This is a genomic window from Streptomyces sp. NPDC050549 (assembly GCF_040655035.1).
In the GTDB taxonomy this organism is placed as follows: Bacteria; Actinomycetota; Actinomycetes; order Streptomycetales; family Streptomycetaceae; genus Streptomyces.
In genome coordinates, this window is the sequence record NZ_JBFAJD010000014.1 from 90,762 (window position 1) to 112,730 (window position 21,969).

Annotated in this window: 18 protein-coding genes and 6 pseudogenes; 11 read left to right on the forward strand and 13 right to left on the reverse strand. The window is 69.7% G+C overall.

Features of this window, described 5'->3' with window-relative positions:
- Positions 1-364: 364 nt before the first annotated feature.
- The 4 genes and pseudogenes from AB0I51_RS21770 (at position 365) to AB0I51_RS21785 (ending at position 6,900) form a co-directional block, all read left to right on the forward strand.
- On the forward strand, positions 365-3,442 hold the full coding sequence (locus AB0I51_RS21770; protein ID WP_362977487.1) for an FAD-linked oxidase C-terminal domain-containing protein: 3,078 nt from the start codon (positions 365-367) through the stop codon (positions 3,440-3,442).
- 11 nt (positions 3,443-3,453) lie between these two features.
- Positions 3,454-5,265, forward strand: coding sequence for a thiamine pyrophosphate-requiring protein (locus AB0I51_RS21775; protein WP_362977489.1), 1,812 nt, complete (start codon positions 3,454-3,456; stop codon positions 5,263-5,265).
- Between the two features lie 161 nt (positions 5,266-5,426).
- Positions 5,427-5,720, forward strand: a pseudogene (locus AB0I51_RS21780) (enolase C-terminal domain-like protein); the annotation flags it as partial.
- 166 nt (positions 5,721-5,886) lie between these two features.
- Positions 5,887-6,900, forward strand: a complete 1,014-nt coding sequence (locus AB0I51_RS21785) for an SDR family oxidoreductase (protein WP_362977491.1) — start codon at positions 5,887-5,889, stop codon at positions 6,898-6,900.
- 4 nt (positions 6,901-6,904) lie between these two features.
- Here AB0I51_RS21785 and AB0I51_RS21790 read toward each other — a convergent pair whose 3' ends face one another.
- Entirely contained in the window at positions 6,905-7,393 is a 489-nt protein-coding gene (locus tag AB0I51_RS21790; RefSeq protein ID WP_362977493.1) for a flavin reductase family protein, read from the reverse strand.
- A 334-nt stretch (positions 7,394-7,727) separates the two neighbouring features.
- On the opposite strand from AB0I51_RS21790, the gene AB0I51_RS21795 reads away from it, so the two are divergent.
- Positions 7,728-8,738: an AI-2E family transporter gene (locus AB0I51_RS21795; protein ID WP_362977495.1), complete on the forward strand. Its 1,011-nt coding sequence runs from the start codon at positions 7,728-7,730 to the stop codon at positions 8,736-8,738.
- A gap of 63 nt (positions 8,739-8,801) precedes the next feature.
- On the opposite strand, the gene AB0I51_RS21800 is transcribed toward AB0I51_RS21795, so the two are convergent.
- Positions 8,802-9,053, reverse strand: a complete 252-nt coding sequence (locus AB0I51_RS21800; protein WP_362977497.1) for a hypothetical protein — start codon at positions 9,051-9,053, stop codon at positions 8,802-8,804.
- 150 nt (positions 9,054-9,203) lie between these two features.
- Positions 9,204-9,563, reverse strand: coding sequence for a hemerythrin domain-containing protein (locus AB0I51_RS21805; RefSeq protein WP_362977499.1), 360 nt, complete (start codon positions 9,561-9,563; stop codon positions 9,204-9,206).
- Positions 9,564-10,369: 806 nt separating this feature from the next.
- On the opposite strand from AB0I51_RS21805, the pseudogene AB0I51_RS21810 reads away from it, so the two are divergent.
- Positions 10,370-10,555, forward strand: a pseudogene (locus AB0I51_RS21810) (NADPH-dependent oxidoreductase); the annotation flags it as partial.
- A gap of 135 nt (positions 10,556-10,690) precedes the next feature.
- Here the strand turns inward: AB0I51_RS21810 and AB0I51_RS21815 are convergent.
- The 3 genes and pseudogenes from AB0I51_RS21815 to AB0I51_RS21825 all read right to left on the reverse strand — a co-directional run.
- Positions 10,691-10,969 (reverse strand): GlsB/YeaQ/YmgE family stress response membrane protein, encoded by a 279-nt coding sequence (locus tag AB0I51_RS21815; protein ID WP_362977501.1) that lies wholly within the window; start codon positions 10,967-10,969, stop codon positions 10,691-10,693.
- A 159-nt stretch (positions 10,970-11,128) separates the two neighbouring features.
- Positions 11,129-11,416, reverse strand: a pseudogene (locus AB0I51_RS21820) (peptidase S15); the annotation flags it as partial.
- Positions 11,413-11,909 (reverse strand): annotated as a pseudogene (locus AB0I51_RS21825) (biotin carboxylase); the annotation flags it as partial. The pseudogenes AB0I51_RS21820 and AB0I51_RS21825, both read right to left, overlap by 4 nt.
- Positions 11,910-12,018: 109 nt before the next feature.
- On the opposite strand from AB0I51_RS21825, the gene AB0I51_RS21830 reads away from it, so the two are divergent.
- From AB0I51_RS21830 to AB0I51_RS21845, 4 genes and pseudogenes are all read left to right on the forward strand, one after another.
- The gene (locus AB0I51_RS21830; RefSeq protein WP_362977503.1) at positions 12,019-13,020 is read left to right on the forward strand and encodes an iron-containing redox enzyme family protein; all 1,002 of its coding nucleotides are present in this window, start codon (positions 12,019-12,021) and stop codon (positions 13,018-13,020) included.
- 47 nt (positions 13,021-13,067) lie between these two features.
- A complete protein-coding gene (locus AB0I51_RS21835; protein WP_362977505.1) occupies positions 13,068-13,718 on the forward strand; it encodes a HemK2/MTQ2 family protein methyltransferase in 651 nt (216 codons plus the stop codon).
- Complete coding sequence (locus AB0I51_RS21840; protein ID WP_362977507.1) at positions 13,702-13,923, forward strand: CDGSH iron-sulfur domain-containing protein; 222 nt, start codon at positions 13,702-13,704, stop codon at positions 13,921-13,923. The genes AB0I51_RS21835 and AB0I51_RS21840 overlap by 17 nt, the downstream gene beginning before the upstream one ends.
- Before the next feature lie 10 nt (positions 13,924-13,933).
- Positions 13,934-14,140: pseudogene (locus AB0I51_RS21845) on the forward strand (hypothetical protein); the annotation flags it as partial.
- Between the two features lie 716 nt (positions 14,141-14,856).
- Here the strand turns inward: AB0I51_RS21845 and AB0I51_RS21850 are convergent.
- From AB0I51_RS21850 to AB0I51_RS21865, 4 genes and pseudogenes are all read right to left on the reverse strand, one after another.
- Positions 14,857-15,609, reverse strand: a complete 753-nt coding sequence (locus AB0I51_RS21850) for a SigB/SigF/SigG family RNA polymerase sigma factor (RefSeq protein WP_362977699.1) — start codon at positions 15,607-15,609, stop codon at positions 14,857-14,859.
- A 499-nt stretch (positions 15,610-16,108) separates the two neighbouring features.
- Positions 16,109-16,285: a hypothetical protein gene (locus tag AB0I51_RS21855; RefSeq protein WP_362977509.1), complete on the reverse strand. Its 177-nt coding sequence runs from the start codon at positions 16,283-16,285 to the stop codon at positions 16,109-16,111.
- Positions 16,286-16,374: 89 nt separating this feature from the next.
- A pseudogene (locus AB0I51_RS21860) lies at positions 16,375-17,636 on the reverse strand (FAD-dependent oxidoreductase).
- A 223-nt stretch (positions 17,637-17,859) separates the two neighbouring features.
- Complete coding sequence (locus AB0I51_RS21865) at positions 17,860-18,171, reverse strand: DUF3040 domain-containing protein (protein WP_362977511.1); 312 nt, start codon at positions 18,169-18,171, stop codon at positions 17,860-17,862.
- A gap of 848 nt (positions 18,172-19,019) precedes the next feature.
- Here AB0I51_RS21865 and AB0I51_RS21870 point away from each other — a divergent pair.
- Entirely contained in the window at positions 19,020-19,463 is a 444-nt protein-coding gene (locus AB0I51_RS21870; protein ID WP_362977513.1) for an ATP-binding protein, read from the forward strand.
- Between the two features lie 740 nt (positions 19,464-20,203).
- Here the strand turns inward: AB0I51_RS21870 and AB0I51_RS21875 are convergent.
- The 3 genes from AB0I51_RS21875 to AB0I51_RS21885 form a co-directional block, all read right to left on the reverse strand.
- A complete protein-coding gene (locus AB0I51_RS21875) occupies positions 20,204-20,734 on the reverse strand; it encodes a GNAT family N-acetyltransferase (RefSeq protein ID WP_362977515.1) in 531 nt (176 codons plus the stop codon).
- Between the two features lie 298 nt (positions 20,735-21,032).
- Entirely contained in the window at positions 21,033-21,674 is a 642-nt protein-coding gene (locus tag AB0I51_RS21880) for a hypothetical protein (RefSeq protein WP_362977517.1), read from the reverse strand.
- 160 nt (positions 21,675-21,834) lie between these two features.
- Positions 21,835-21,963, reverse strand: a complete 129-nt coding sequence (locus tag AB0I51_RS21885) for an LPFR motif small protein (RefSeq protein WP_362977519.1) — start codon at positions 21,961-21,963, stop codon at positions 21,835-21,837.
- Between the last annotated feature and the right edge of the window lie 6 nt (positions 21,964-21,969).

The window sequence follows — 21,969 nt, forward strand, 5'->3', positions numbered from 1 at the left end:
CAGCACATCCACAGCTTCCTCGGAGCCCTGCCCTTCGCCGCCCCCAGCTCCCTGATGCGCCTGCACAGCAATCAGGCCAAGTCCCTTCTGGACGGCGGGCCTTCGGACCCGGGCGCCTGGCGGTCCGTGCCGCGCCGGCGACCGCTGTCGCGCGGCTGGCTCGCGGGCATCACCGCCGGGATCGGCGCGTACGTGATCAACCCCATGTACGGCTTGCCAGGTGGGCGGAGCCCTTTCGTCCTCCCGGGCGGGACCTGGGGGCCGACGCTCGATCCGGACCGGACGTTAGCCACCCCGATCACCGGGAACTCGCCCTACGCAGCCGAGCGGCCCGCTGCATCGGGGCGCCGACAGAGGGGAGCCGATGGTGATCGAGGCCCGGAAATCGGAGACGGCGCCGGACACGCGTGCCCTGGAGAAGGCGCTCCGTGAGCGGGTCGACGGCGAGGTGCGGTTCGACGCGGGCAGCCGGGGCGCCTACGCCACGGACGGCTCGAACTACCGGCAGGTCCCGATCGGCGTCGTGGTCCCGCGCGCGATCGATGCCGGCGCGGACGCGGTCGCGGTCTGTGCCGAATTCGGGGCGCCGGTGCTCTCCAGGGGCGGCGGCACCAGCCTGGGCGGCCAGTGCACCAACACGGCCGTGGTCATCGACTGGACGAAGTACTGCAACAAGGTGTTGTCCGTCGACCCCGACCGGCGCACCTGTCTCGTCGAACCCGGCATCGTGCTCGACGAACTCAACCGCCAACTCGCCGACCACCAGCTCCAGTTCGGCCCCAAACCGTCCACTCACAGCCACTGCTCGCTCGGCGGCATGATCGGCAACAACTCGTGCGGCGGCTCCGCCCAGGCCTACGGCAAGACCGTGGACAACGTACGACGCCTGGAGATCCTGACCTACGACGGCCTCCGCTGCTGGGTCGGTCCCACCTCGGACGACGAGTACGACGCGATCATCGCGGCCGGCGGCCGCCGCGCCGAGATCCACCAGGGGTTGCGGCGGATCATCGACCGCACCGTGGCGGACGTACGGCGCGGGTTCCCCCGCATCCCGCGCCGCGTCTCCGGATACAACCTGGACTCACTGCTCCCCGAGAACGGCTTCGACGTGGCCCGCGCGCTCGTCGGCAGCGAGGGCACCCTCGTCACCGTCCTGCGTGCCGAACTCGACCTCGTGCCGGTGCCGCCGTACGAAGCCCTCCTCGTCCTCGGCTACGACGACATCTGCGCGGCGGCCGACGACGTGCCCCGGCTGCTGAGGCACAGCAGCCCGACCCAACTGGAGGCGTTCGACGGGCGGATGGCCCAGTTGATGCGCGAAGAGGGCGCCCATCTCGACTCGTTGCACCAGCTCCCGGAGGGCGAGAGCTGGCTCCTGGTCCAGTTCACCGGGGACAGTCAGGACGAAGTCGACGATCAGGGCCGCCGGTTGATCCAAGCGCTCGGACGCGGCGAGAACGATCCGACGGTCGCGTTCTCCGACGACCCGGCGCGCGAACGCAAGATGCTCAAGGCCCGCGAGGCCGGCCTCGGCGTCACCGCCCGCCCACCCGACGGCCGGGAGACCTGGGAGGGCTGGGAGGACTCGGCCGTGGCGCCCGAGGTACTCGGCGACTACCTGCGGGACCTGAAGAAGCTCTTCGCCGAGTTCGGCTACGACCATCCGTCCCTGTACGGCCACTTCGGCCAGGGCTGCGTGCACACCCGTATCCCCTTCGAGCTCACCACCGCCGAAGGGGTCGCGAACTTCCGGGAGTTCCTCTTCCGGGCTGCCGATCTGGTGGCCTCCTACGGCGGTTCGCTCTCCGGCGAGCACGGCGACGGGCAGGCGCGCGGCGAGCTGTTGCCGCGCATGTTCGGTGAGGCCGTGGTGGCCGCGTTCGGGCAGGTGAAGGCACTGTTCGACCGGGACAACCGGATGAACCCCGGCAAGGTCGTCGACCCCTATCGCGTCGACGAGAACCTGCGCCTGGGACCCCTGTGGCGCCCGGCCGGCCACGACACGCACTTCAGTTACCCCGACGACGACCACTCCTTCGGCCGGGCGGTGCTGCGCTGCGTCGGCATCGGCAACTGCCGTACCCACGAAGGCGGAGTGATGTGCCCGTCCTACCGGGCGACCGGCGAGGAGGAGCACTCCACGCGCGGGCGGGCCCGGCTGCTGTTCGAGATGCTCGACGGACACGCGGACTCCGCGATCACGGACGGCTGGCGCTCCACCGAGGTCCGCGACGCCCTGGACCTCTGTCTGGCCTGCAAGGGCTGCAAGTCCGACTGCCCGGTCGGGGTCGACATGGCGACCTACAAGGCCGAGTTCCTCTCCCACCACTACGCAGGGCGGCTGCGGCCGGCGGCGCACTACTCCATGGGCTGGCTGCCGGTGTGGGCGCGGATGTCCCAGCCGGCGCCGCGACTCGTCAACGCGGCACTCGGCGCGCCCGGCATCGCCCGCCTCGGCAAGCGCCTCGCCGGCGTGGCCGTCGAGCGCGACGCACCGGTCTTCGCCGAGGAGTCCTTCGTGCAGTGGTGGCAGGCACGTGGGACTCCCGACCCCGATCCGGTCGGCCCGCGCACCGTTCTGCTCTGGCCGGACACGTTCAGCACCTACTTCCACCCCGGCGTCGCGAAGTCCGCCGTCCGGGTCCTGGAAGACGCCGGATTCAACGTCGCCGTCCCCGCCCGGTCCGTGTGCTGCGGCCTGACCTGGATCTCGACCGGCCAACTCGCCACTGCCAAGCGGGTGTTGCGCCGCACGCTCGACGTGCTGCGGCCCTGGCTGGAGGCCGGCACGCCCGTCATCGGTCTCGAACCGTCCTGTACGGCCGTCTTCCGCGCCGATGCCCCTGAGTTGCTGCCCGACGACCAGGACGTGCGGCGCCTGGCCGGGCAGTTCAGGACCTTCGCCGAGCAACTCCTCAACCACGCCCCGGACGACTGGCAGCCCCCGCGGCTCACCAGGTCGGCGACCGTGCAGACCCACTGCCACCAGCACGCGGTCACGAAGGACGACGCCGACCGCGAACTGATGCGCCGCGCCGGGATCGACGCGAACGTCCTGGACGCCGGCTGCTGCGGCCTGGCCGGCAACTTCGGCTTCGAACAAGGCCATTACGACCTGTCCATGACCGTGGCGGAGCAAGGGGTGCTGCCCGCCGTGCGGGACACCGCCCCCGGCGCGCTGGTCCTCGCGGACGGCTTCAGCTGCCGTACGCAGATCGAACAGGGCGACACCGGCAGACGCGCCCTGCACCTGGCCGAGGCCCTGGCGCTCGCCCTGGACGGACAACACCTGCCCGCCGGCCACCCCGAGAAGCTCGCCGACCGGCCCAAGGGCTCCGTCCGCGACGGCCGCCTGCTGACCGCGGGCGCCGCGGCCGCCGTCCTCGGAGCCACCGCGGCCGGAACCTACTGGCTGCGCAACCGGCAATCAGCACGATGAGAGGAACTCCCGTGTCCATCAAGGTGTCCGACTACGTTCTCCAGCGGCTCCGCGAATGGGACGTCGACCATGTCTTCGCCTACGCGGGCGACGGCATCAACGGCCTCCTCGCCGCCTGGGGCCGTGCCGACAACAAACCGAAGTTCGTGCAGTCGCGGCACGAGGAGATGTCCGCGTTCGAGGCCGTCGGCTACGCCAAGTTCTCCGGCAAGGTCGGTGTCTGCGCGGCCACTTCGGGCCCCGGCGCGATCCATCTCCTCAACGGGCTCTACGACGCGAAGCTCGACCACGTGCCCGTCGTCGCGATCGTCGGGCAGACCAACCGCAGCGCCATGGGCGGCAGTTACCAGCAGGAGGTCGACCTGCTGAGCCTCTACAAGGACGTGGCCTCCGCGTACTGCGAGATGGTGACCGTCCCCGAGCAACTGCCCAACGTCATCGACCGGGCCATGCGCACCGCGTACGCCCGGCGGACGGTGACCGCGGTCGTCATCCCCGCGGACGTACAGGAGTTGACCTACTCGGAGCCCACCCACGCCTTCAAGATGGTGCCGTCCAGCCTCGGCCTGACACACTCCGCGCCCATCCCGCCCGCAGCCGAACTCGCGCGCGCCGTCGCGGTGTTGGACGAGGGCGAGAAGGTCGCGATCCTGATCGGGCAGGGCGCGCGCGGTGCCCGGGCCGAGGTGGAGGAGATCGCCGAGGTACTCAGCGCCGGGGTGGCCAAGGCGCTGCTCGGCAAGGACGCCCTGCCCGACGATCTGCCGTACGTCACCGGATCGATCGGACTGCTCGGCACCCGCGCCTCCTACGAGATGATGCGGGACTGCGACACGCTGCTCGTCGTCGGCTCCAGCTTCCCGTACACCCAGTTCCTGCCGGAGTTCGGGCAGACCCGGGCCGTGCAGATCGACATCGACCCGTTCATGATCGGGCTGCGCTACCCCTTCGAGGTCAACCTCGTCGGAGACGCGAAGGAGACCCTGCGAGCGCTGCTGCCGCAGTTGAAGCGCAAGAAGCACGGCTCGTGGCGCAAGAAGACCGAGATGGCGACGGCCCGTTGGTGGGACGTCATGCAGCGGCGGGCCGCCGTGGACGCGGACCCGATCAACCCCGAGTACGTCGTGCACACCCTCGACGCGCTCCTGCCGGACGACATCATCCTGGCCGCGGACTCCGGCTCGGCCGCCAACTGGTACGCACGGCACCTGCGCATGCGCGGCAACATGCGCGGCTCCCTGTCCGGGACCCTCGCCACCATGGGCCCGGGTGTGCCCTATGTCATCGGCGCCAAGTTCGCCCACCCGGACCGGCCCGCCCTGGCGATCGTCGGGGACGGGGCCATGCAGATGAACGGCATGGCCGAACTCATCACCGCCGCCAAGTACTGGCCCGAGTGGGAGGACCCGCGGCTGATCGTCGCGGTCCTCAACAACCAGGACCTCAACCAGGTCACGTGGGAGATGCGGGCCCTGGCCGGTGCCCCGCAGTTCCTGCCCTCCCAGTCTCTCCCGGACGTGCCGTACGCCGACTTCGCCCGCTCGATCGGGCTCGACGGGGTGCGGGTGGAGAAGCCGGGGGACGTGGAGGATGCCTGGCAGCGGGCTCTCGGCGCCGACCGGCCCTTCGTCATCGACTTCCGCACCGACCCCGCCGTACCGCCGATCCCGCCGCACGCCACGCTGGAACAGATCGAGGCCGCCACCTCGGCCGTCCTCAAGGGCGACAGCGACCGCGTCGGCATGATCCGCCAGGGCCTGAAGGCGAAGGTCCAGGACATGCTTCCCGGCGGCAAGCAGCGCCAGGACAAGCCGGGGGAGTGATGGCCTCGCGCACGGGTGCCGGCGGGGAGGGCGAGCCGCTGCGCACCGGTGGTGCCACCGCCCGCGTTGTCGAGCACCAACTCGCCGACGTAGTAACGGGCTTGAGAATCTGGAACGCGCCCGGCGCGAACGAGGCGATGAGCTGGACCGAGGAGTTGGACATCCCCCGAGTGAAGATCAAGGTCGGGGAGTCCTGGGGCCGGGCGGAACGGCGGGACCGAGAGCGGATCGCCCAGGCCCGCCGGAACCTGGACCGCCTCCAGGCCGGCGTCGCCCGCTGCGGCGGAATCACCGTCCGGCTGCACGCGGTGGCCCTCCCGGAAGCAGCGGGACTGGAACGCTCCGGCCACTGCGCCCCGCACATCCACGCACACGCGGCTGCCGCGATTCCCGACCTGCGCCATCGGGAGTGGTTCCACGACCACACGCGCATCGAGGACCTCTCCTTCGACGGAACCCGCGCCCCCACGGCGGCTGTGTCCGGGAGTACGACATCGCCCGACGCCGACTGCGCGGCAGCCTGCCGCAGGCGTTCGTCCACGCCCTCATACCCGACACCGCGGCCACCCTCGCCCGAACTCCGGGCATTCCCACATGACTTCCGAGACGAACAGGACGAGCATGAACCAGCAGACCGTCGTCATCACCGGAGCCAGCGCCGGGATCGGCCGGGCCACCGCCCGACTCTTCGCCGAGCGGGGCGCGAACGTCGTTCTCCTCGCGCGGGGCAAGGCGGGCCTCGACGCCACGGTCGCCGATGTCGAGGAACGGGGCGGCCGTGCCCTCGCCGTGCCCACCGACATGGCCGACCCCGCACAGGTCGAGGCCGCTGCCGTGGCCGCCGAGGAGGCCTTCGGGCCGATCGACGTCTGGGTCAACAACGCCTTCACGTCGGTGTTCGCACCGTTCATGGAGATCGAGCCCGACGAGTACAAACGGGTCACCGAGGTCAGCTACCTGGGCTTCGTGCACGGCACCCGGGCCGCGCTCCAGCGTATGATCCCGCGGGACGCCGGGGTGATCGTGCAGATCGGCTCGGCCCTCGGTGACCGCTCCATCCCGCTCCAGTCCGCCTACTGCGGTGCCAAGCACGCCGTCAACGGCTTCACTTCGAGCGTGCGCACCGAGCTCATGCACCAGCACAGCCAGGTGCACGTCACCGTCGTGCAGATGCCGGCCGTCAACACCCCGCAGTTCTCATGGGTGTTGTCCCGGCTGCCGAAAAGCCCTCGGCCCGTCGCGCCCATCTACCAGCCCGAGGTGGCCGCCCGCGCCGTGGTGAACGCGGCGGACCATCCGCACCGCAAGCAGTACTACGTGGGCGCGTCCACCGCCGCGACCATCCTCGCCGACAAACTGGCACCCGCCCTGCTGGACCGCTACCTCGCCCGTACGGGCTACGCCTCGCAGCAGACCGACGACGGCGAATCCGGCACCCGTCCGACCAACCTCTGGCAGCCGGCCGACACGGCCCCGGAACACGACTACGGCGCACACGGCTCCTTCGACGAGACGTCCCGTCCCCACTCGGCCGAGGCGGCACTCGCCCGACACCCCGGGCTCGTGCTGGCCGCCGCGACGGCAGCGGCAGCGGCGGGTCTGGGAGCGGTGATACGACGCAGGCGCGTGCGTTAGCCGCTCAGTCCGCCGGGTGTCCCGGGGTGATGCCGTGGGTGTCTCCCAGCGTCAGCAGCGGGGGGCGGTCGCCTGCGATGTTCTCCGCCACCTCCGAAGCGAGCAGGAAACCGACGTGGTCGCCGCCGTCGACCCGGTTCTCCACCCGGCCGACGAACCAGGCGGGAGCCTCGTCGAGGATCAGTGACCCGCCCGGTCCCCGGTGCCAGGGGACGCCCGCGAACTTGTCCGTGCGATCGCCGGTCTCGCCGCCGAAGAGCCGGGCCAGCCGGTCCTGGTCGCGGTGGAGGAGATGGACCGCGAGTCGTTCGGCTCGCTCGGCGACGCGGTACGTCCGGTTGGCCCTGGACAGCCAGACCATGAACCGGGCGGGCTCGATCGAGCACTGCGAGGCGAATCCGACCAGACAGCCGGCTCTCTCTCCGTCGGCCTCGGCGGTCACGACGTACATCGGACAGTCGAGCAGGTCTGTGAAGGGATCGAGATCGGTCACGGTATTCGGCTCCCGCCTGAAGGGATCGGATGTCGGCCAAGCGTTCAACGTCCCGTGCCCCGGCCGTCTCACGACGCGCCGGGTGGTGGCGGACGCGGTACGAGCCGGATACCTGGGTACCCGGGACACCCACGCCCATTCGAGGCCGCCGAGGAGAGTGGTCGTGATGTCCGCGCATTCGGAGCCCGGGTCCGCCCGGGGGAAGCAGGGTGAGGCGCAAGGGGCAGGAGTGAACGGTTCTGATCCCGCCCCGGCGGACGCCGTGGAGGCGTCTCGGAAGCCACCCCAGGAGCCGCCGCGCCGAGACGCACGCGGTGGGCGCAGACGGTCATGGGTGACGGTGGGGTTCGCCCTGGGACTGGGGGCGAGCCTGGCGTGGCTCGCCGTGCAGACCGTCCTGCGAGTGGGTTCGATGTTGACCCTGCTCCTGCTGGCCATGTTCATCGCGATCAGCCTGGAACCCCTTGTTCTCCGGTTCACCCGCCGGGGTCTGCGGCGCGGCTGGGCCGTCGCCATCGTGCTGACCGGTTTCCTCGTCGTACTCACCGGATTCCTGGCTCTGGTCATTCCGCCGGTGGCCAAGGAGCTCGGCGCACTGGTGGACGCGGTGCCCGGCTGGCTGGAACAGGTCCACAACCACCAGTCCACGATCGGCCGCCTGGAGGACCGCTTCCACCTCGTCGAGAAGGCCAAGGAGCAGATCGGTTCGGGAGGCGGAGCGTCCGGTCTGGCGGGAGGTGTCCTGGGCGCCGGCCAGGTGGTCCTGAGTACTGTCACGTCCACGGCGATCGTGATCACGGTGACCCTGTACTGCATGGCCGCGCTGCCGGCCATCAAGGAGTTCTGCTACCGCTTCGTGGCGGCAAGCCGGCGCGAGCGCGTCGAGGGCGTGGCCGAAGAGATCATGAACCGGATCGGCAAGTTCATGCTCGGCAACCTCGTCACCTCGGGGATCGCGGGTGTGGCCACCTTCGGCTGGTGCGCGGCCACCGGCGTGCCGTACGCCGCCGCACTGGGCGTCTTCACCGCCCTGATGGACCTGATCCCGATCGTCGGCTCCACCCTCGCCGGAATCGTCGTCAGCCTCGTCGCGCTGTCGGTGTCCCTGCCCATAGCGATCGCGACTGCGGTCTTCTACGTCGTCTTCCGGATCGCCGAGGATTACCTCATCGTGCCCAGGGCCATGAAGTTCGCCGTCGACGTCCACCCGCTGGTCACCGTCCTCGCGGTACTGGTCGGCGGGGCGCTTCTCGGCATCATCGGCGCCCTCGTCGCCATCCCGGCGGCCGTCGCGGTCGGCCTCATCCTGGACGAGTACCTGTTTCCCAAGAAGGAGCGCACATGACGCCGTGTTCCGCGCGCCTGAAATGACATGATCCGAGTACGCGGACACGGCATCCGAGAGCTGCTACCAAGAAGGGCGCCACCGTCGTTTCCGGCTCCCGTGGCCGGCGCCGAGCGCGCCGGTTTCGACTTCTCGGTCACGTCCGACCCTTACTGAGGCCGTGGGGTTCGTCGTGACCCCGACGACATGCCGGTCGGCGATCAGCTTCTCCAGCTCACCCCCGGCCAGCAGCTCGCGGGACAGGTCGTCGAGCCAGATCGACACCCCCGCGGCGGCCAGGCCGGCCAGCGGGTCGGACGCGGTGGAACTGGACATGCTGAATCTCCAAACAGAGGGAGGGGCGGCCACTGTGCGATACCGGGGGAGGATTCCAGGTGGTCGACGCCCAGCGGCGCGTGACGCCGGTACAAGCGGACGGTTGGGGCGGGAGGCGGGTTCCCGGGCCGTCTCGCGGTCCCGCGCGGGTCATTCGTGCGCGCTGGGAACCTGAAGAGGATCGTGGGGCGCGTCGGGCTTGGCGGCGCTGAGCTGTTCGCCCAGTTCGCCCAGCCGGTTGCGGCCGAGAGCGGAGCGGACCTGGGGGAACCACTCCTTCTCTTCCTCCTCGACGTGGTGCCGGACGTTCTCCATGAGAACGGTCATCTTGGCGTCGAAGCGCTCGTCCTCGGGGTCCAGGCGGGCCAGCTCGGACAGCATCCACAGCACGACGTGGTGCTCCTCGACGCTCTCCAGTACGTGGTCGGTGGTGTCCGGTACGGCGGCACGCGCGGCGGGATAGAAGATCTTCTCCTCGATCCAGGTGTGGACCGTCAGCTCCTCGATCAACCTTGTCGGCGATCTTCCGCTTCGTCTTGTAGGCACGGTCTCCGGCCTTCTCGAACTCCTTGAACAGCTTCTCGACCGTCTGGTGGTCGTCCTTCAGCAGCACGATCGCATCCATGGGCACTCCTTCGTCTTGTCCCGCACGCCCTGCGCGGATCGGGGGGCGCTTCTGTCGAAGGGACACCGAGAGAAGCTCGGCTCCCACGCTCCGACTACCCCTGGCAGCGCGACCGACCCGCCTGAAGCACACCTTTCGCGACGTTCGGTCGCACCTGGGCCGCTGGAAGGGATCTGAGGCGGCGCGGTATTCGCCGCGGTGGAAGAAGAACGTGGTCGCCACGGGCGTGGCGGTCGGGAACCTTGCCGGGGTGCCGGAAGGACTCACTTCGTACGCCCGTCCTCGTTGCCGGCGATGTCGGCGAGCGGGGGCGTCCGTGACCGAGGAGGCCGGTGGGCCGGTGTGGCGAGGGATCGGATCGGACCGGCCGAGGTCCCGGGGGCCGTGGAGGGTGCGGCGCCGGTGGACTCCCTCGATGTAGTGGCGCGCAATCCGCAATGCGAACGCCCGATTCCGTGCTGTGTCCACGGTCCCTTTGGACGTCGGCCCGCTTCCGCATCGCGGCGCTTGGTCACAGGGACAACTGCGAACGGCATGCTCGCGGCTCCGGATGGGCATAAGGCTGCAACTCGCGGGTAATCGCAGCGCGATGGCGGGGCGGCGCACTGCCTGGGGAGGTCGCGCGCCGCCCCCGCCGGACTCTCCCGGCCTCCGTCCACCACGCGCGTCGCGGCGTCCTCGGCTCACAACGCACAAGGTGAGTGCCGACGGCTTCCAGGGCCCCAACGACCTCGGGTTCTCCCTGCCGCCCGGCGCGGTCGGCCACTGGGTCGGCGAAGCCCAGCAGGGCACCGACCACCAGGACCTCGGCAACACCCTCGAAGCCTTCGCCCCCACCAAGACGCTCGCCGCCAACGCCGTCCACCTGGCGAAACTGCCCCAGGGAGCGCCCGGTACCCGCACACGGCACTGCCGCGCGGGGCCGGCGGAGCCCGCCGTACACGCCGACGGCTCCCCTCCTGTGAACCAGGGGGGAGCCGTCCGGCCTGCGCGGGCGTATGCCCTCGCTCGGTCAGGCGTGCCGGTGCGAGTGCCGGTTGCCGGTGACGAGGCGGTAGAGCAGGAGCAGGATGAGGGAGCCCACGATCGCGGCGATCCAGGTGGAGAGGTCGAAGAATCCGTCGATGGAGTCGACGCCGAAGATGACCTTGCCGAGCCAGCCGCCGAGCAGACCGCCGACGATGCCGATGAGCATGGTGACGATGATGCCGCCGGGGTCCTTGCCCGGCATCAAAATCTTGGCGATGACGCCGGCGAGCAGACCGATGATGATCCACGCGATGATTCCCATGATGCGTCTCCAATTCCTGGGACAAAGGCTGTGTCAGCTCTTCGGGTGCGCCGAACGGGCCCGAACAAACGTCACAACCGGCAGTCACAGCAAGCCACTTGAAGTCCCGGCAGCGCCCTCGCGCGTGGCCGCCTCCGTACCTGCGCGCGCGACGGCACAGAGCGCGTCCCTGGGGACCGACTCGTTCCAGGTGCGCGAGGCCACGCGTCGACCGCCCTCGAAGGCGTCCAGTGTGGCGTCGACGTGGAACTCCTCTGAGTCGCAGGTCAACGTCGTGCTCGTACGGAACCGTACGTCCCACTCCTTGCGCCGGAAACCCATGGTCCACGTCACCTCCCCGGCCGGTGAGGTGACGTCGTCGGCGACCGAGGTGTACCGCTCGTGCACGCGGCAGCCGACGTCGAGGTCCAGCGTGTCGTAGTGGACGGTGCCGCGGTCCTTGACGATGTGCGGAACTCCTCCAAGTCCCCCACTCCGTAGGCGAGTTCGGAGGAGTAAGACAGCGCCGGCTTGACCCACATGGGGAAGCCCACACCCTCCGGCGGCCGTGGGTCGGCCGCGTCGAGATCCACCCGGCCGAAGCGCGGATGTTCCGTGACCACCTCCTGTTGCACGAGACGGCTCCAGTACTTGTGCTCGCACTTGACCACCGACTCCAGACCTGTGGCGCGCGTCCTGTACTCCTCCGCGAGCAGCGCGACAAGCGTGCTCACGGGGAAGTCCCAGTAGCCGACGATCGCGTCGATCGGTCCGCCGAAGCCGTCCAGCACGCTGCGGGCCGGTCGATCAGCTGCGGCACGTCCACCTCGCTGTGCTGGAGCTCCTCGATGGTCACAAGGGGGGGATGCAGACGCAGCTCTTCGGCGTGCGCGGCCCGCAGGGTCCGCAGATCGGCCTCGTCGAGGCCGACGACGAATACGTTGCGGGGACGTGCGCTCACGGACGGCTCCAGAGATCGGGGTACGGAACCGGCCGTGTACCCGCGAGACGATCAGGCATACGGCGAACGCCTCACGTGAGAGCTTCTGGATCACGGGTACCCGGAGTTCATGAACGTCACATCGCCGGAACCGGCCCTGCCGTCCGCTCGCGGTCGGATCTCGACGGCGATCATCGAACACCTGCGGAATACGGGGCCACTTCCGAACGACCGGGAGATCTCTGCCGCCGAACCGCTCGGAGACGATCTCCAGCTCGCCCTGTACCTCTGCTACGAGCTGCACTACCGGGGATTCGCCGGCGTCGATGCCGACCGCGAGTGGGACCCCGACCTGCTCAGGGTCCGGGCAGCCCTGGAACAGCCGTTTCTCCGGACGCTGCGTGACGCGGCGACCGTACACAAGCTCGCCGGCGAGGCACTGGACGAACTGCTGGTCGAACCCGTCGACGGATCGGGCGTCAGCCACTTCCTGCGGGACGAGGGAGAACTGTGGCAGATACGCGAGTACGCGGCCCAGCGCTCGCTCTACCACCTCAAGGAGGCCGATCCGCATGCCTGGGTGCTGCCCCGGCTGTGGGGCCGGGCGAAGGCGGCCATGGCGGCCGTGGAGTTCGACGAGTTCGGCGGGGGCCGCGCGGATCGCGTGCACGCGCGTCTGTTCGCCGATCTCATGGCCGACCTCGAACTGGACACCGACTACGGCCACTACCTCGACGCGGCCGGCCCCGAGGCCCTCGCCACCGTGAACCTGATGTCCCTCTTCGGCCTGCACCGCGCCCTGCGAGGCGCCCTGGTCGGGCATTTCGCCACCGTCGAGATCACGTCGTCCCCAGGTTCACGGCGCCTGGCCCAGGCCATGCGGCGCACCGGCGCCGGACCGGCCGCCGAGCACTTCTACGACGAGCACGTCGAGGCCGACGCGGTGCACGAACAGGTCGTCCGCCGGGAGGTCGTAGCGGGTCTGCTCGAAGAGGAGCCGTACCTCGAAGGCGATGTCGCCTTCGGCGTGGACGCCACGACGTATCTCGAAGACCGCCTCGCCGATCATCTCCTCGGCGCGTGGCGAGCGGGGGAGCCATCGCTGCGCATGCCTGTCCGACCGCTGTTCTGACCCCGAACAGGTTCTGCGGCATCCGCGAGAACCGGAGACGACACCCCATGACCACGGTCACTCTGCCCGGCGTCTACACCCCGCAGGACGACACCGACCTGCTCATCCGATTCCTGCGCGAGGAACTCCTTCCCCCGCACGCCGAAGTCCTCGACGTGGGCACGGGGACAGGTGCCGTCGCCATGGCCGCGGCCCGACTCGGCGCCCGCGTCACGGCGATCGACATCTCCTGGCGAGCGGCTCTCAACGCCAAGGTCAACGCGCTGCTGGCGCGTCTCGCGATCCGCGTCAGACGCGGCGACCTGCTGGCTCCCGTCACAGGGAGATCCTTCGACCTCGTTCTCTCCAACCCGCCGTACGTGCCGGCCCCGACTGCCGCGTGCCCTCGGCGGGGTGCGGCCCGGGCCTGGGACGCGGGACACGACGGCCGTCTCGTACTGGACCGGATCTGTCAGGACGCACCCGTACTGCTGAAGCCGGGGGGAGTGCTGCTGGTCGTCCAGTCCGCGCTGAGCGGCCCGGAAGAGACGCTGCGCCGGTTGCGGGCGGCAGGCCTGGAGGCCGGAATCGAGGAACACCGCAGCGTCGCCTTCGGCCCCGTCATGCGGTCCCGCAGCGGCTGGCTGCGCGACCGCAGCCTGATCGAGGACGACGCCGAGAAGGAAGAGCTGGTGATCATTCGTGCCGCACGACTCTGATGAACGGCGCTGTCGCATAGTTGCCCGCCGCACGGGACCACTGCTGGTCGAGGGGCCGGTGGACGTCACGCTGGAGGACGGCACCACCGTCTCGTCCGACCGGTTCTGTGTCGCCCTGTGCACCTGTCGGCGCAGTCGCACCTACCCGTGGTGCGACACCAGCCACCGAAGCTCCGGGCCGCCGCCCGTCCCGCACGAATCCTGACCGGCCTGGTCTGCCCGCGGCTCGGACGTGTCCGACATGGCTGCCCGACTTCGCCGGTGTGGGCGGGATCGTGTCGGTCGGGGACCAAAGCACCCAGGATCTGGACGCGGTGTACTACGACACGACACGACACGACACGACACGACACGACACCGACGACCTGCGGCCGGCGGGCGCCTCGGCCACGCTCCGGCGACGTACGGGCGGGACCGACGCATGCCGGCAGACTCGGCGGGTTCGGCTCGGCGCAGGGCGATCTGCGCGACGGCCAGTGCCGCGCGCGGGCCAGGCCGAGGACCTGACGACGGTTCAGCCGTTCTCCCATGAGCAGCAGGACGAGGCCCGACGGGGACGGCGGGGCAGAAGGACGACAACACGGTGGCCACGGCCATGAGTTGACGCGCGGTCGCCGCCAGGTACACACGATCGCCGGCGGTGCCCACCGTGCCCGCCGCCACCGCCGTCGCCCAGGCTCCTGCCGGCATGGCCCGGACGGCGCCGTAGGACGCCGATACGCCGGCGATGACGACGACGGACACGACCCGGCTCTCCACCACCGGTAACAGACCGCTGCCTCCGTCCGCGTGCGCCATCGCCAGGAACCGCACACCGATTCCCACGCCGGCCACCAGGACGCTCGGCACACCGCAGGACAGCGCCGCGCAGCGGTCCCGGGCCGGGCCTGCCGTGTTCCGTTTCCGCGAGCCCCGGTGCCGACCCCCGACAGACCTCCCCAACACTGGGCCGAGAGCCAGGCGGAGCCGTCCGACGGAGTCGGTGCCAGGACGAGCGCGAGCGCGGTCCCGCCCGCCCGGGTATGGAGGGCGACGGTCATGCCGCGGGCCCGCCGGGACAGCGCATCGTTGACGAAATGCGTGACGCCGAAGCACAAGGCCGACGACAAGGCGAGGGCCTCGGCCGCCGCGGCCGACGTCAGGTGTCCAGGAGGCCGGTGCGGAGTTTGGTGAGGGTGCGGGTGAGGAGGCGGGAGATCTGCATCTGCGACAGGTGCAGTTCGCGGCCGATCTCGGCCTGGGTGAGCTCCTGGCCGAAGCGCATCTCGATGATGGTCCGCTCGCGCTCGCCGAGCTTCTGCAGCAGGGGGCCGAGCGTGTGCAGGTCCTCGAACAGTTCCATGGCGGGGTCGGCGTCGCCCATGGTGTCCGCGTACTTCGGTGCGCCCTCGCAGGTCTCGGCTTCGCCGCCAGGGGTGTCGATCGAGCCGGCGATGTAGCCGTTGGCCGCGACGAGGCCCTCGATCACCTGGTTGTCGGTCAGGCCCAAGTGGGTGGCGAGTTCCTTGACCGCGGGGGTGCGGCCCAGCGTGGCGGTGAGCGTTTCCTTGCCTTTGGCGAGTTCGACGCGGAGTTCCTGGAGGCGGCGCGGGACGTGGACGGCCCAGGTGGTGTCGCGGAAGAAGCGCTTGATCTCGCCGACGATGTAGGGGATGGCGAAGGAGGTGAACTCGACCTCGCGGGTGAGGTCGAAGCGGTCGATGGCCTTGATGAGACCGATGGTGCCGACCTGGATGACGTCCTCCATGTCGCCGTTGCCGCGGTTGCGGAAGCGGCGGGCGGCGAAGCGCACCAGGGACAGGTTCATCTCGATGAGTGTGTTGCGGGCGTACTGATACTCGTGGGTGCCCTCTTCCAGGACCTGGAGCCGGTCCAGGAAGAGCCTCGACATCACGCGTGCGTCCTTGGGCGCGACCTCGGCACCGTCCTCGATCCGCGGCAGGTCACCCACGTGGGCGGATGTTGCCGTGATGACGGCGGTGGTCGGTTCGCGGGCATTCACGGGAAAGGTCACAGTGCCGCCTCAGGTGGAAAACAGGATGAACGGCGCCTGCCCACTCTCACCCCATACATGTCGACGTCGCCTGGATATCTCGGCGACCCGCGGCGGCAGTTGGGCCGCCGCCGGTCTCGCTCACCTCGGTGAGGGCTCCTGGACGGCGATGTCACGACGGTGGCGATCGCGCCGCCCCGATGCCGCGGAGCACGTCGGCGACGGCATCTCCAGGGTGGCGGAGGCCAGGTGGGGGGGTAGATGGAGGCGACGGCGTCCTCGGGCACCGTGACGTCGAGGCGGCGGACGTGCGCGGGCTCGACGCCGGACAGGATGAGCCCGATGAACAGGCGGGGGCCGGTCATGCAGGCACGGTGGCAGGGGGGCTGGGGGCTGGTCAGTCCTCGCCTCTGACGATGTTACCCTCCGCGTTCGTGCGCACCGTGGCGGGGGATCCGCCGCTGTCCACCGCGGGAACGCAGGTGCGTACGCCCTTGCCGTGGCGGTCACGGGCCTTCGACCAGCCGGTCCTGGCCACGTTCAGGGCTTTCTGTTTTGCGGTGCGCGCGGTCACGGCGCTTCAACTTCTCTCTGTGTCGGTCGAGCTCTCGATGGGGTGCTCACCGGGTTCCCGTGGGCCACGACCGTGAAACGCCGTGTCGCTCAGATGTCGCGTTTCTCCAACGGCCGTACGGCGGGGCCCTGGAGGATCTGTCCGTCAGGGGCGAAGCGGGAGACGTGGCACGGGCATTCCCATGCCTGTTCCGCGCGGTTGAGGGCCACGATGCAGCCGAGGTGGGTGCAGCGGGCCGAGACGGCGTGGAGCCGCCCGTTCTCGTCGCGGTGAACGGCGCACTGGGCGGCCGCCCGTCCGTACAACGCAACCCTCGCCTCGGGGGATGTCCTCCGGTGCCGGCACCGGGCTTGTCCTGCGTGACCCAGCGATGCGTGAGCGTGAGGCCGGGGAAGTGGTCCCTGGCCCAGGCGGACAGTCGGGCGAAGCGTTCCGCGATGTCGGTGGCACCGGGCGTGAAGTGCTCCCCGGTGACGATCAGGAGGCGTTTGCCGTCGCGGTACGGTGCGCTGCGCACCGAACGGTGCCCTTCTCGGGTGTGATGTACATGGCGCGGGGCCAGGGCCTCGTCGACGGTCCCCGCCACCACCAGTTCCCGCCTCGGGGACAACCTGGTGAAGAGCAGGGCCCGGTCGAACACGGGGTAGTGCGTGGCGACCACGACCTCGCGGGCACGCACCGACACTCCGGTGCCGGTCGTCAGCACGCAGGGTTCGCCCTCGCTGAGACCCACAACCCGCGTGTCCTCGTACACGGCACCACCGCGCCGACGCAGGTCGTCCGCGAGCGCCAGCAGGTACTTCCAGGGGTGGAACTGCGCCTGGCCCGTCACCCGGACCGCACCGGCCACCGGGAAGGGCAGGTCGGTCTCCGTGACGAAGTCGGTCGGCAGCCCCGCCTCGCGTGCCGCCTCTGCTTCGGCACGCAACACCTCGACGTGCCGCGGGTCCTCGGCGTAGGTGAAAGCCGCCGCCGCCTCCCAGTCGCAGTCGATGTCCAACTCCTCGACGATCTCGGCGGCGTGGCGGATCGCTGCGGACTGCGAGCGCGCGTACAGCCGGGCGCCCTCGGGGCCGCGGGTGCGGCGTAGATGGTCGTGGACGACCGTGTGCAGGACGGTCAGCTTGGCCGTCGTACGAGCGCTGACCCCTGCGGCGAGCCGTCCGGCCTCCAGCACGGCCACCTCGCGTCCCTGCCGGGCCAGTTACCAGGCCGTGCTGAGTCCCGCGATGCCGCCGCCGATCACCGCGATGTCGACGGACAGGTCATGTGACGGCGGGGGAGCGGGCGGTCCGGTGGGCGGTGCGGTCTCCAGCCAGCACGAGCCCTTGGTTTCGTCCTTGGCGTCCATGGCCGCCCAGTTCCCCCGTGGCGACGGGATACACGAGGTGCGCCAGGAGCCACAGGCGGTTCGGTTACCGGCGATGCCCACGGTGTCGGTGCCGACCGCCCGGAACAACATGGCGGGACTCTCGATCAGGGCGGGTTTCGGGTGGCTCCCGGTCCGCGGGTGTCGCTTCCGGGCAGCCGGGTCTGTCGGTGTGAACCGCCGGGCGACGGCGTCGAGTTCGCGGTTACGGCCTGGCGCGGTCCTCCGTGTTGGCCGGACGGCGAAGCAGCCGGAAGGCCAGCAGGAGGGTGACGGGCCACAGGGCCGCGAAGCAACACAGGACGGCGAGGTCGGCGGTGAGGATTCCCGTGACGAGGAGGAGCAGTGAGGCGCACGTCAGAGCGGCCACCGACAGGGACAGCCACGGCCGGGTCTCCGGGTGGCGCATACGCCGGACGAGTTGTCGGTCCCGGTGGAGTTCCGCCTCGATGAGCAAAAAGGCGAGGCGTTCGTACGACGACAGCGCGATGCCTTCGGGGTCATTGCGGTTTTCCACGGTGAGCGCCTCATTAGTTCCGGCCTGTGGCACCGGACCACCGCGCCCTGGTGGGCGCGGGCGTCTCTGGTGCTGATGACCGGACGGGTGCCCCGCATGAGCCGACCGATTCCCCTCAACGGTCGGTCCGGGAGTCTCCGGGCCGCTTTCCGGATACTGAGCCCCTTTCCAACCTCGGTCCCAGAGCTGGGTTCTCGCGCCACGGGATCTCCTCACGGCTGCCGACGGCACCGACCCCTACCGGCCCGAACGGCTGGTCGAACACCGGGCCGTCGTCGTCGAAGCCGCCCGCCGCCTCGGCGCACCCACCCCGACAGCCGCGGTCGGCCCGGCGTAGAGACGCGGCTGCCTCAGCAGCCGGCCTGAGAGGTTCCCTCCCGCGCCGTGTTCGGCCTCGTCGTGGGGCGCGCCGTCTCCGCCACCGGAGCCGCCGCGGATTTCAGCGCCGGCGCCGACCAGCCCACTCACTGCCACCGTGGGGGTGGCCGACTTGGTGTCAATTCCCCACGGCCGCTGGGACGAAGAGCGATGCGACACCGGTCTCGCTCCTACCGCGTTGACGGCAGGTCCGGGGCGGTGCTGAGGGCGTTGTGTGCTGTGTGGGTGCCGGGGAGAGGGCTGAGCCGACGTGTCGGGGGTATCCGAAGCAGGTCCGGGTGTGATGCCTTGAGCAAGGGGCGTAGGTCGGACGCGACGGGGCGTGTCAGGCAGCTTGCCGGAGTCTTCAGATCGGCGGGACAGGCGTGTTGAGCCGCTGCCGATCCGCGTCGCCGGCCCAAGTCCGGTGTTTGGCGGAAAGGCTTTGTGGCTGTCGCCGACCGGTCTCGTCCCCATGAGAAAGGACTGTCGTGGAAGGTTCGTCGCTGCGGGCAGTGGGCTGGGCGCGTTCGTTGCCCTTGAACAGTGAAGTGAAGGCAGCCCGTGACTGGGCGCGCGAGCATCTGGAGGCGCGGGGTTGGACCAGTACCGCTCCGCAGACGGTGGACGCGGTACTGCTCACCGTCTCCGAGCTGGTGACCAATGCGCACCGGCACGCCCGCAGCAGCGCCCAGTTGGTGATGATGTGCGACGACCGCTGCCTGCATGTCTCCGTTCACGACCGGTCCGGCGACCTGCCGGTTCCCCGCGCGGCCGGTACGGAGAGTCTTGGCGGGCGCGGCATGCTCCTCGTGGATGCCATGGCCGACACGTGGGAGTCGCACCCCTGTCCCCACGGGAAGTCGGTCAGCGCGTGTTTCCGCGCGCCCGACGCCGGGACGCCCGAAGGGGACGCCCCGGCACCACATCAGTAGGGCCTGTTGTGAAAGTGGATCACCATCGTGAACGATCACTGTCTGCGGGGCGTGGTGATCCGACGAACGGCCAGTGGGCACGGCTGAAGCCGTTGCTGCGGCCGGCCACCGTGCCCGAGCGGTACGCGCCCTGGGACCGGGTGGGTCTACGACTTGTTCCGACGCCGGCAACGGGACGGTAGCCGGAACCGGACCTTCGTGCAGCTGTGGGCCAAGGCCGATGCGAAGGGCTTGATCACGTAAAGAGGAGCACTGCAGAGCGAGCCTCCCGGCGGAGTCTTCACCGAGCCCGACGACCCCGGCCTAGGGCGGTCACGCGGCGGGCTGACCACCAAGCTCCATCTGGCCGTGGAACACGGCCCAAAGCCGATGTTGTCGCTGATCACCGCCGGGAGCGGCACGACAGCCCGCAGTTCCTGCCGGTCTCGGAGAGCATCGCGGGCGAGGCCGGTGACAGCCTGGCCCGCCCCGTGCACGCAACCCGCTCCTCATCCGCTGCACAGTCCAGGAGGAGAAGGACCAGATCCGCAACCGCAAGAAGCTCGGCTCCCGCGGCGGTCGGCCACCGGGCTTCGGCAGGACCGACCACCGTGAGCGCCACGCGGTCGAGCGCGGTATCAACCGCTTCCAACGCCAGCGGGCCGTGGCCTCCCGACAGGCAACTCGCGATCTGCTACGAGGCGACCGTGCTGGTCGCGGCCGTCAACGAGTGGCTGTGGCCGGCACGGTTGCGCCACTGCCTACAGAGTGATCCAGTAGCGGCGCTTGATGCCCGTGTCGGTGGTGCGGACGTCCTCCAAGACGCCACCGTTGCGCTCGATGCTGCTCGCTGATCCGACGTTGTCGTCGTCGCAGGTGACGAGGACCCGATCCAGACCGAACGCACGGGCCTCCACGAGAACCGCCCCGAGGGCCCACGTGGCCAAGCCGCGTCTCCGGGCGGAGGGCCGGATGCTGTAGCCGATGTGTCCGCCGACATCGAGCAGGAAATCGTTCAGGTAGTGCCGCAGATCGATGGCTCCCAGATAGCTGTCGTCCTCGACGATCCACCAGTGGGTGGCGTGGACGCGCCCCTCTCCCACGGCAACCGACCTGTCCGACTGCTGATGCAGTTGCTCGACCCACGCCGAGAAGACCTCGGGGCTGTCGAGGTCGGCTTCAGGTGCGAGACGCAGGCCGGTCCCGTCCTGGTGGGCACCTGGAGGCCACTCGTCACGTGCCGCGAGCCATGAGGACTGGAGTCGACCTGTGGGTCTGATCAGTTCAGGCATGCGGGCGACAGTAACACTCGTCGTCCCCTCTGATCAGGCATTTTTCACTGGTGCGGGCCCACCACTGCTCACCCGTCGCACCCGGATGGCGCGTGATCGACCATGAGCGAGCCATGAGCAAGCCATGAGCAAGATCCACTTCCACCACAGGCCCCAGATCTTCGCTGCTGCTCGGGGCATCCGGCAGCCGGCGCTGTTCACCGGTGCGGGAGAGGTCATGACGGAGAAGACCGAAGATCTGCGGGCCACGGGGCGAGCAGCGCTGACGAGCCCTGGTTCCTGGGGAGCCGGAACGCCTTCAGTGCAGGATGCTGACCGCGCGGGCGATCACGAGGAGCGAGGTGAGGAGAGCGGTGACGCTCTCCATGCTCATCAGGAACTTGGCGCGTGCGGAGAGAGGCATGGTGTCGGTGGGGCTGAAGGCGGTGGAGTTGGTCACCGAGACGTAGAGGTAGTCCATCAGCGTGGGCACCCAGTCGGCTGTTTTGCTGGAGCCGTCGGAGACTTCCTGGACGGCGCCGGCGTTCTCGTCCTGCGAGAAGCGGAAGTCCGCCAACGGCAGTGATTCACGCGGCACTTGGGTCCTGCTGACGGGGCCGCCCCGGTCCAGCTCCCAGTAGGCCAGGCCGAAGACGATGATGTTTGTGAGCCAGATCTGCAACGAGGCCACCAGCAGCTCCCGGCCGTCCTTCACCCCGGCGGACACCAGCTCATGGACCAGGATTCCCAGCGCGAAGAGGTTGCTCGCTCCGATCACCGCCACGAGCGTCAGCGACAGCACGCGGAACGCCCGCGTCTGTCGGGTCAGCCGTCGCGGATTGATCGCTACGAGGGGTATGAGCAGTAGACACTCCAGGGCGGGCAGTACATAGCGAGGCGCGATCAGGAGCCGCTGGGGCAGGAAGAGGTACAGCGCGATGGCGACGAGTGTCGCCGCCACGGCCGGGAGCCGAGGCTCTCCGCGGCGCTCGTGCCGGGGATGTCTGAAACGGGCTTCTTCACGCGCTCGCGGCATGGCTCGTTCTCCACCTCGTCCTCACCGGGGACATGAAAATCGGCGCATCGGTCCCAGCGCGGACAGACGATGCCCATCGGTGTTCTCAGTGATGGCCGTGTGCGCTGTCGGAGGCGCCGCCGAAGAGCCGGGCGACGGCGCGGAAGGGCAGCGTGACGACGGTGGCGATCGCGCTGCCGATCGAGCGAAGCACGTCGGCGATGGCTTTGAACATGGAGGA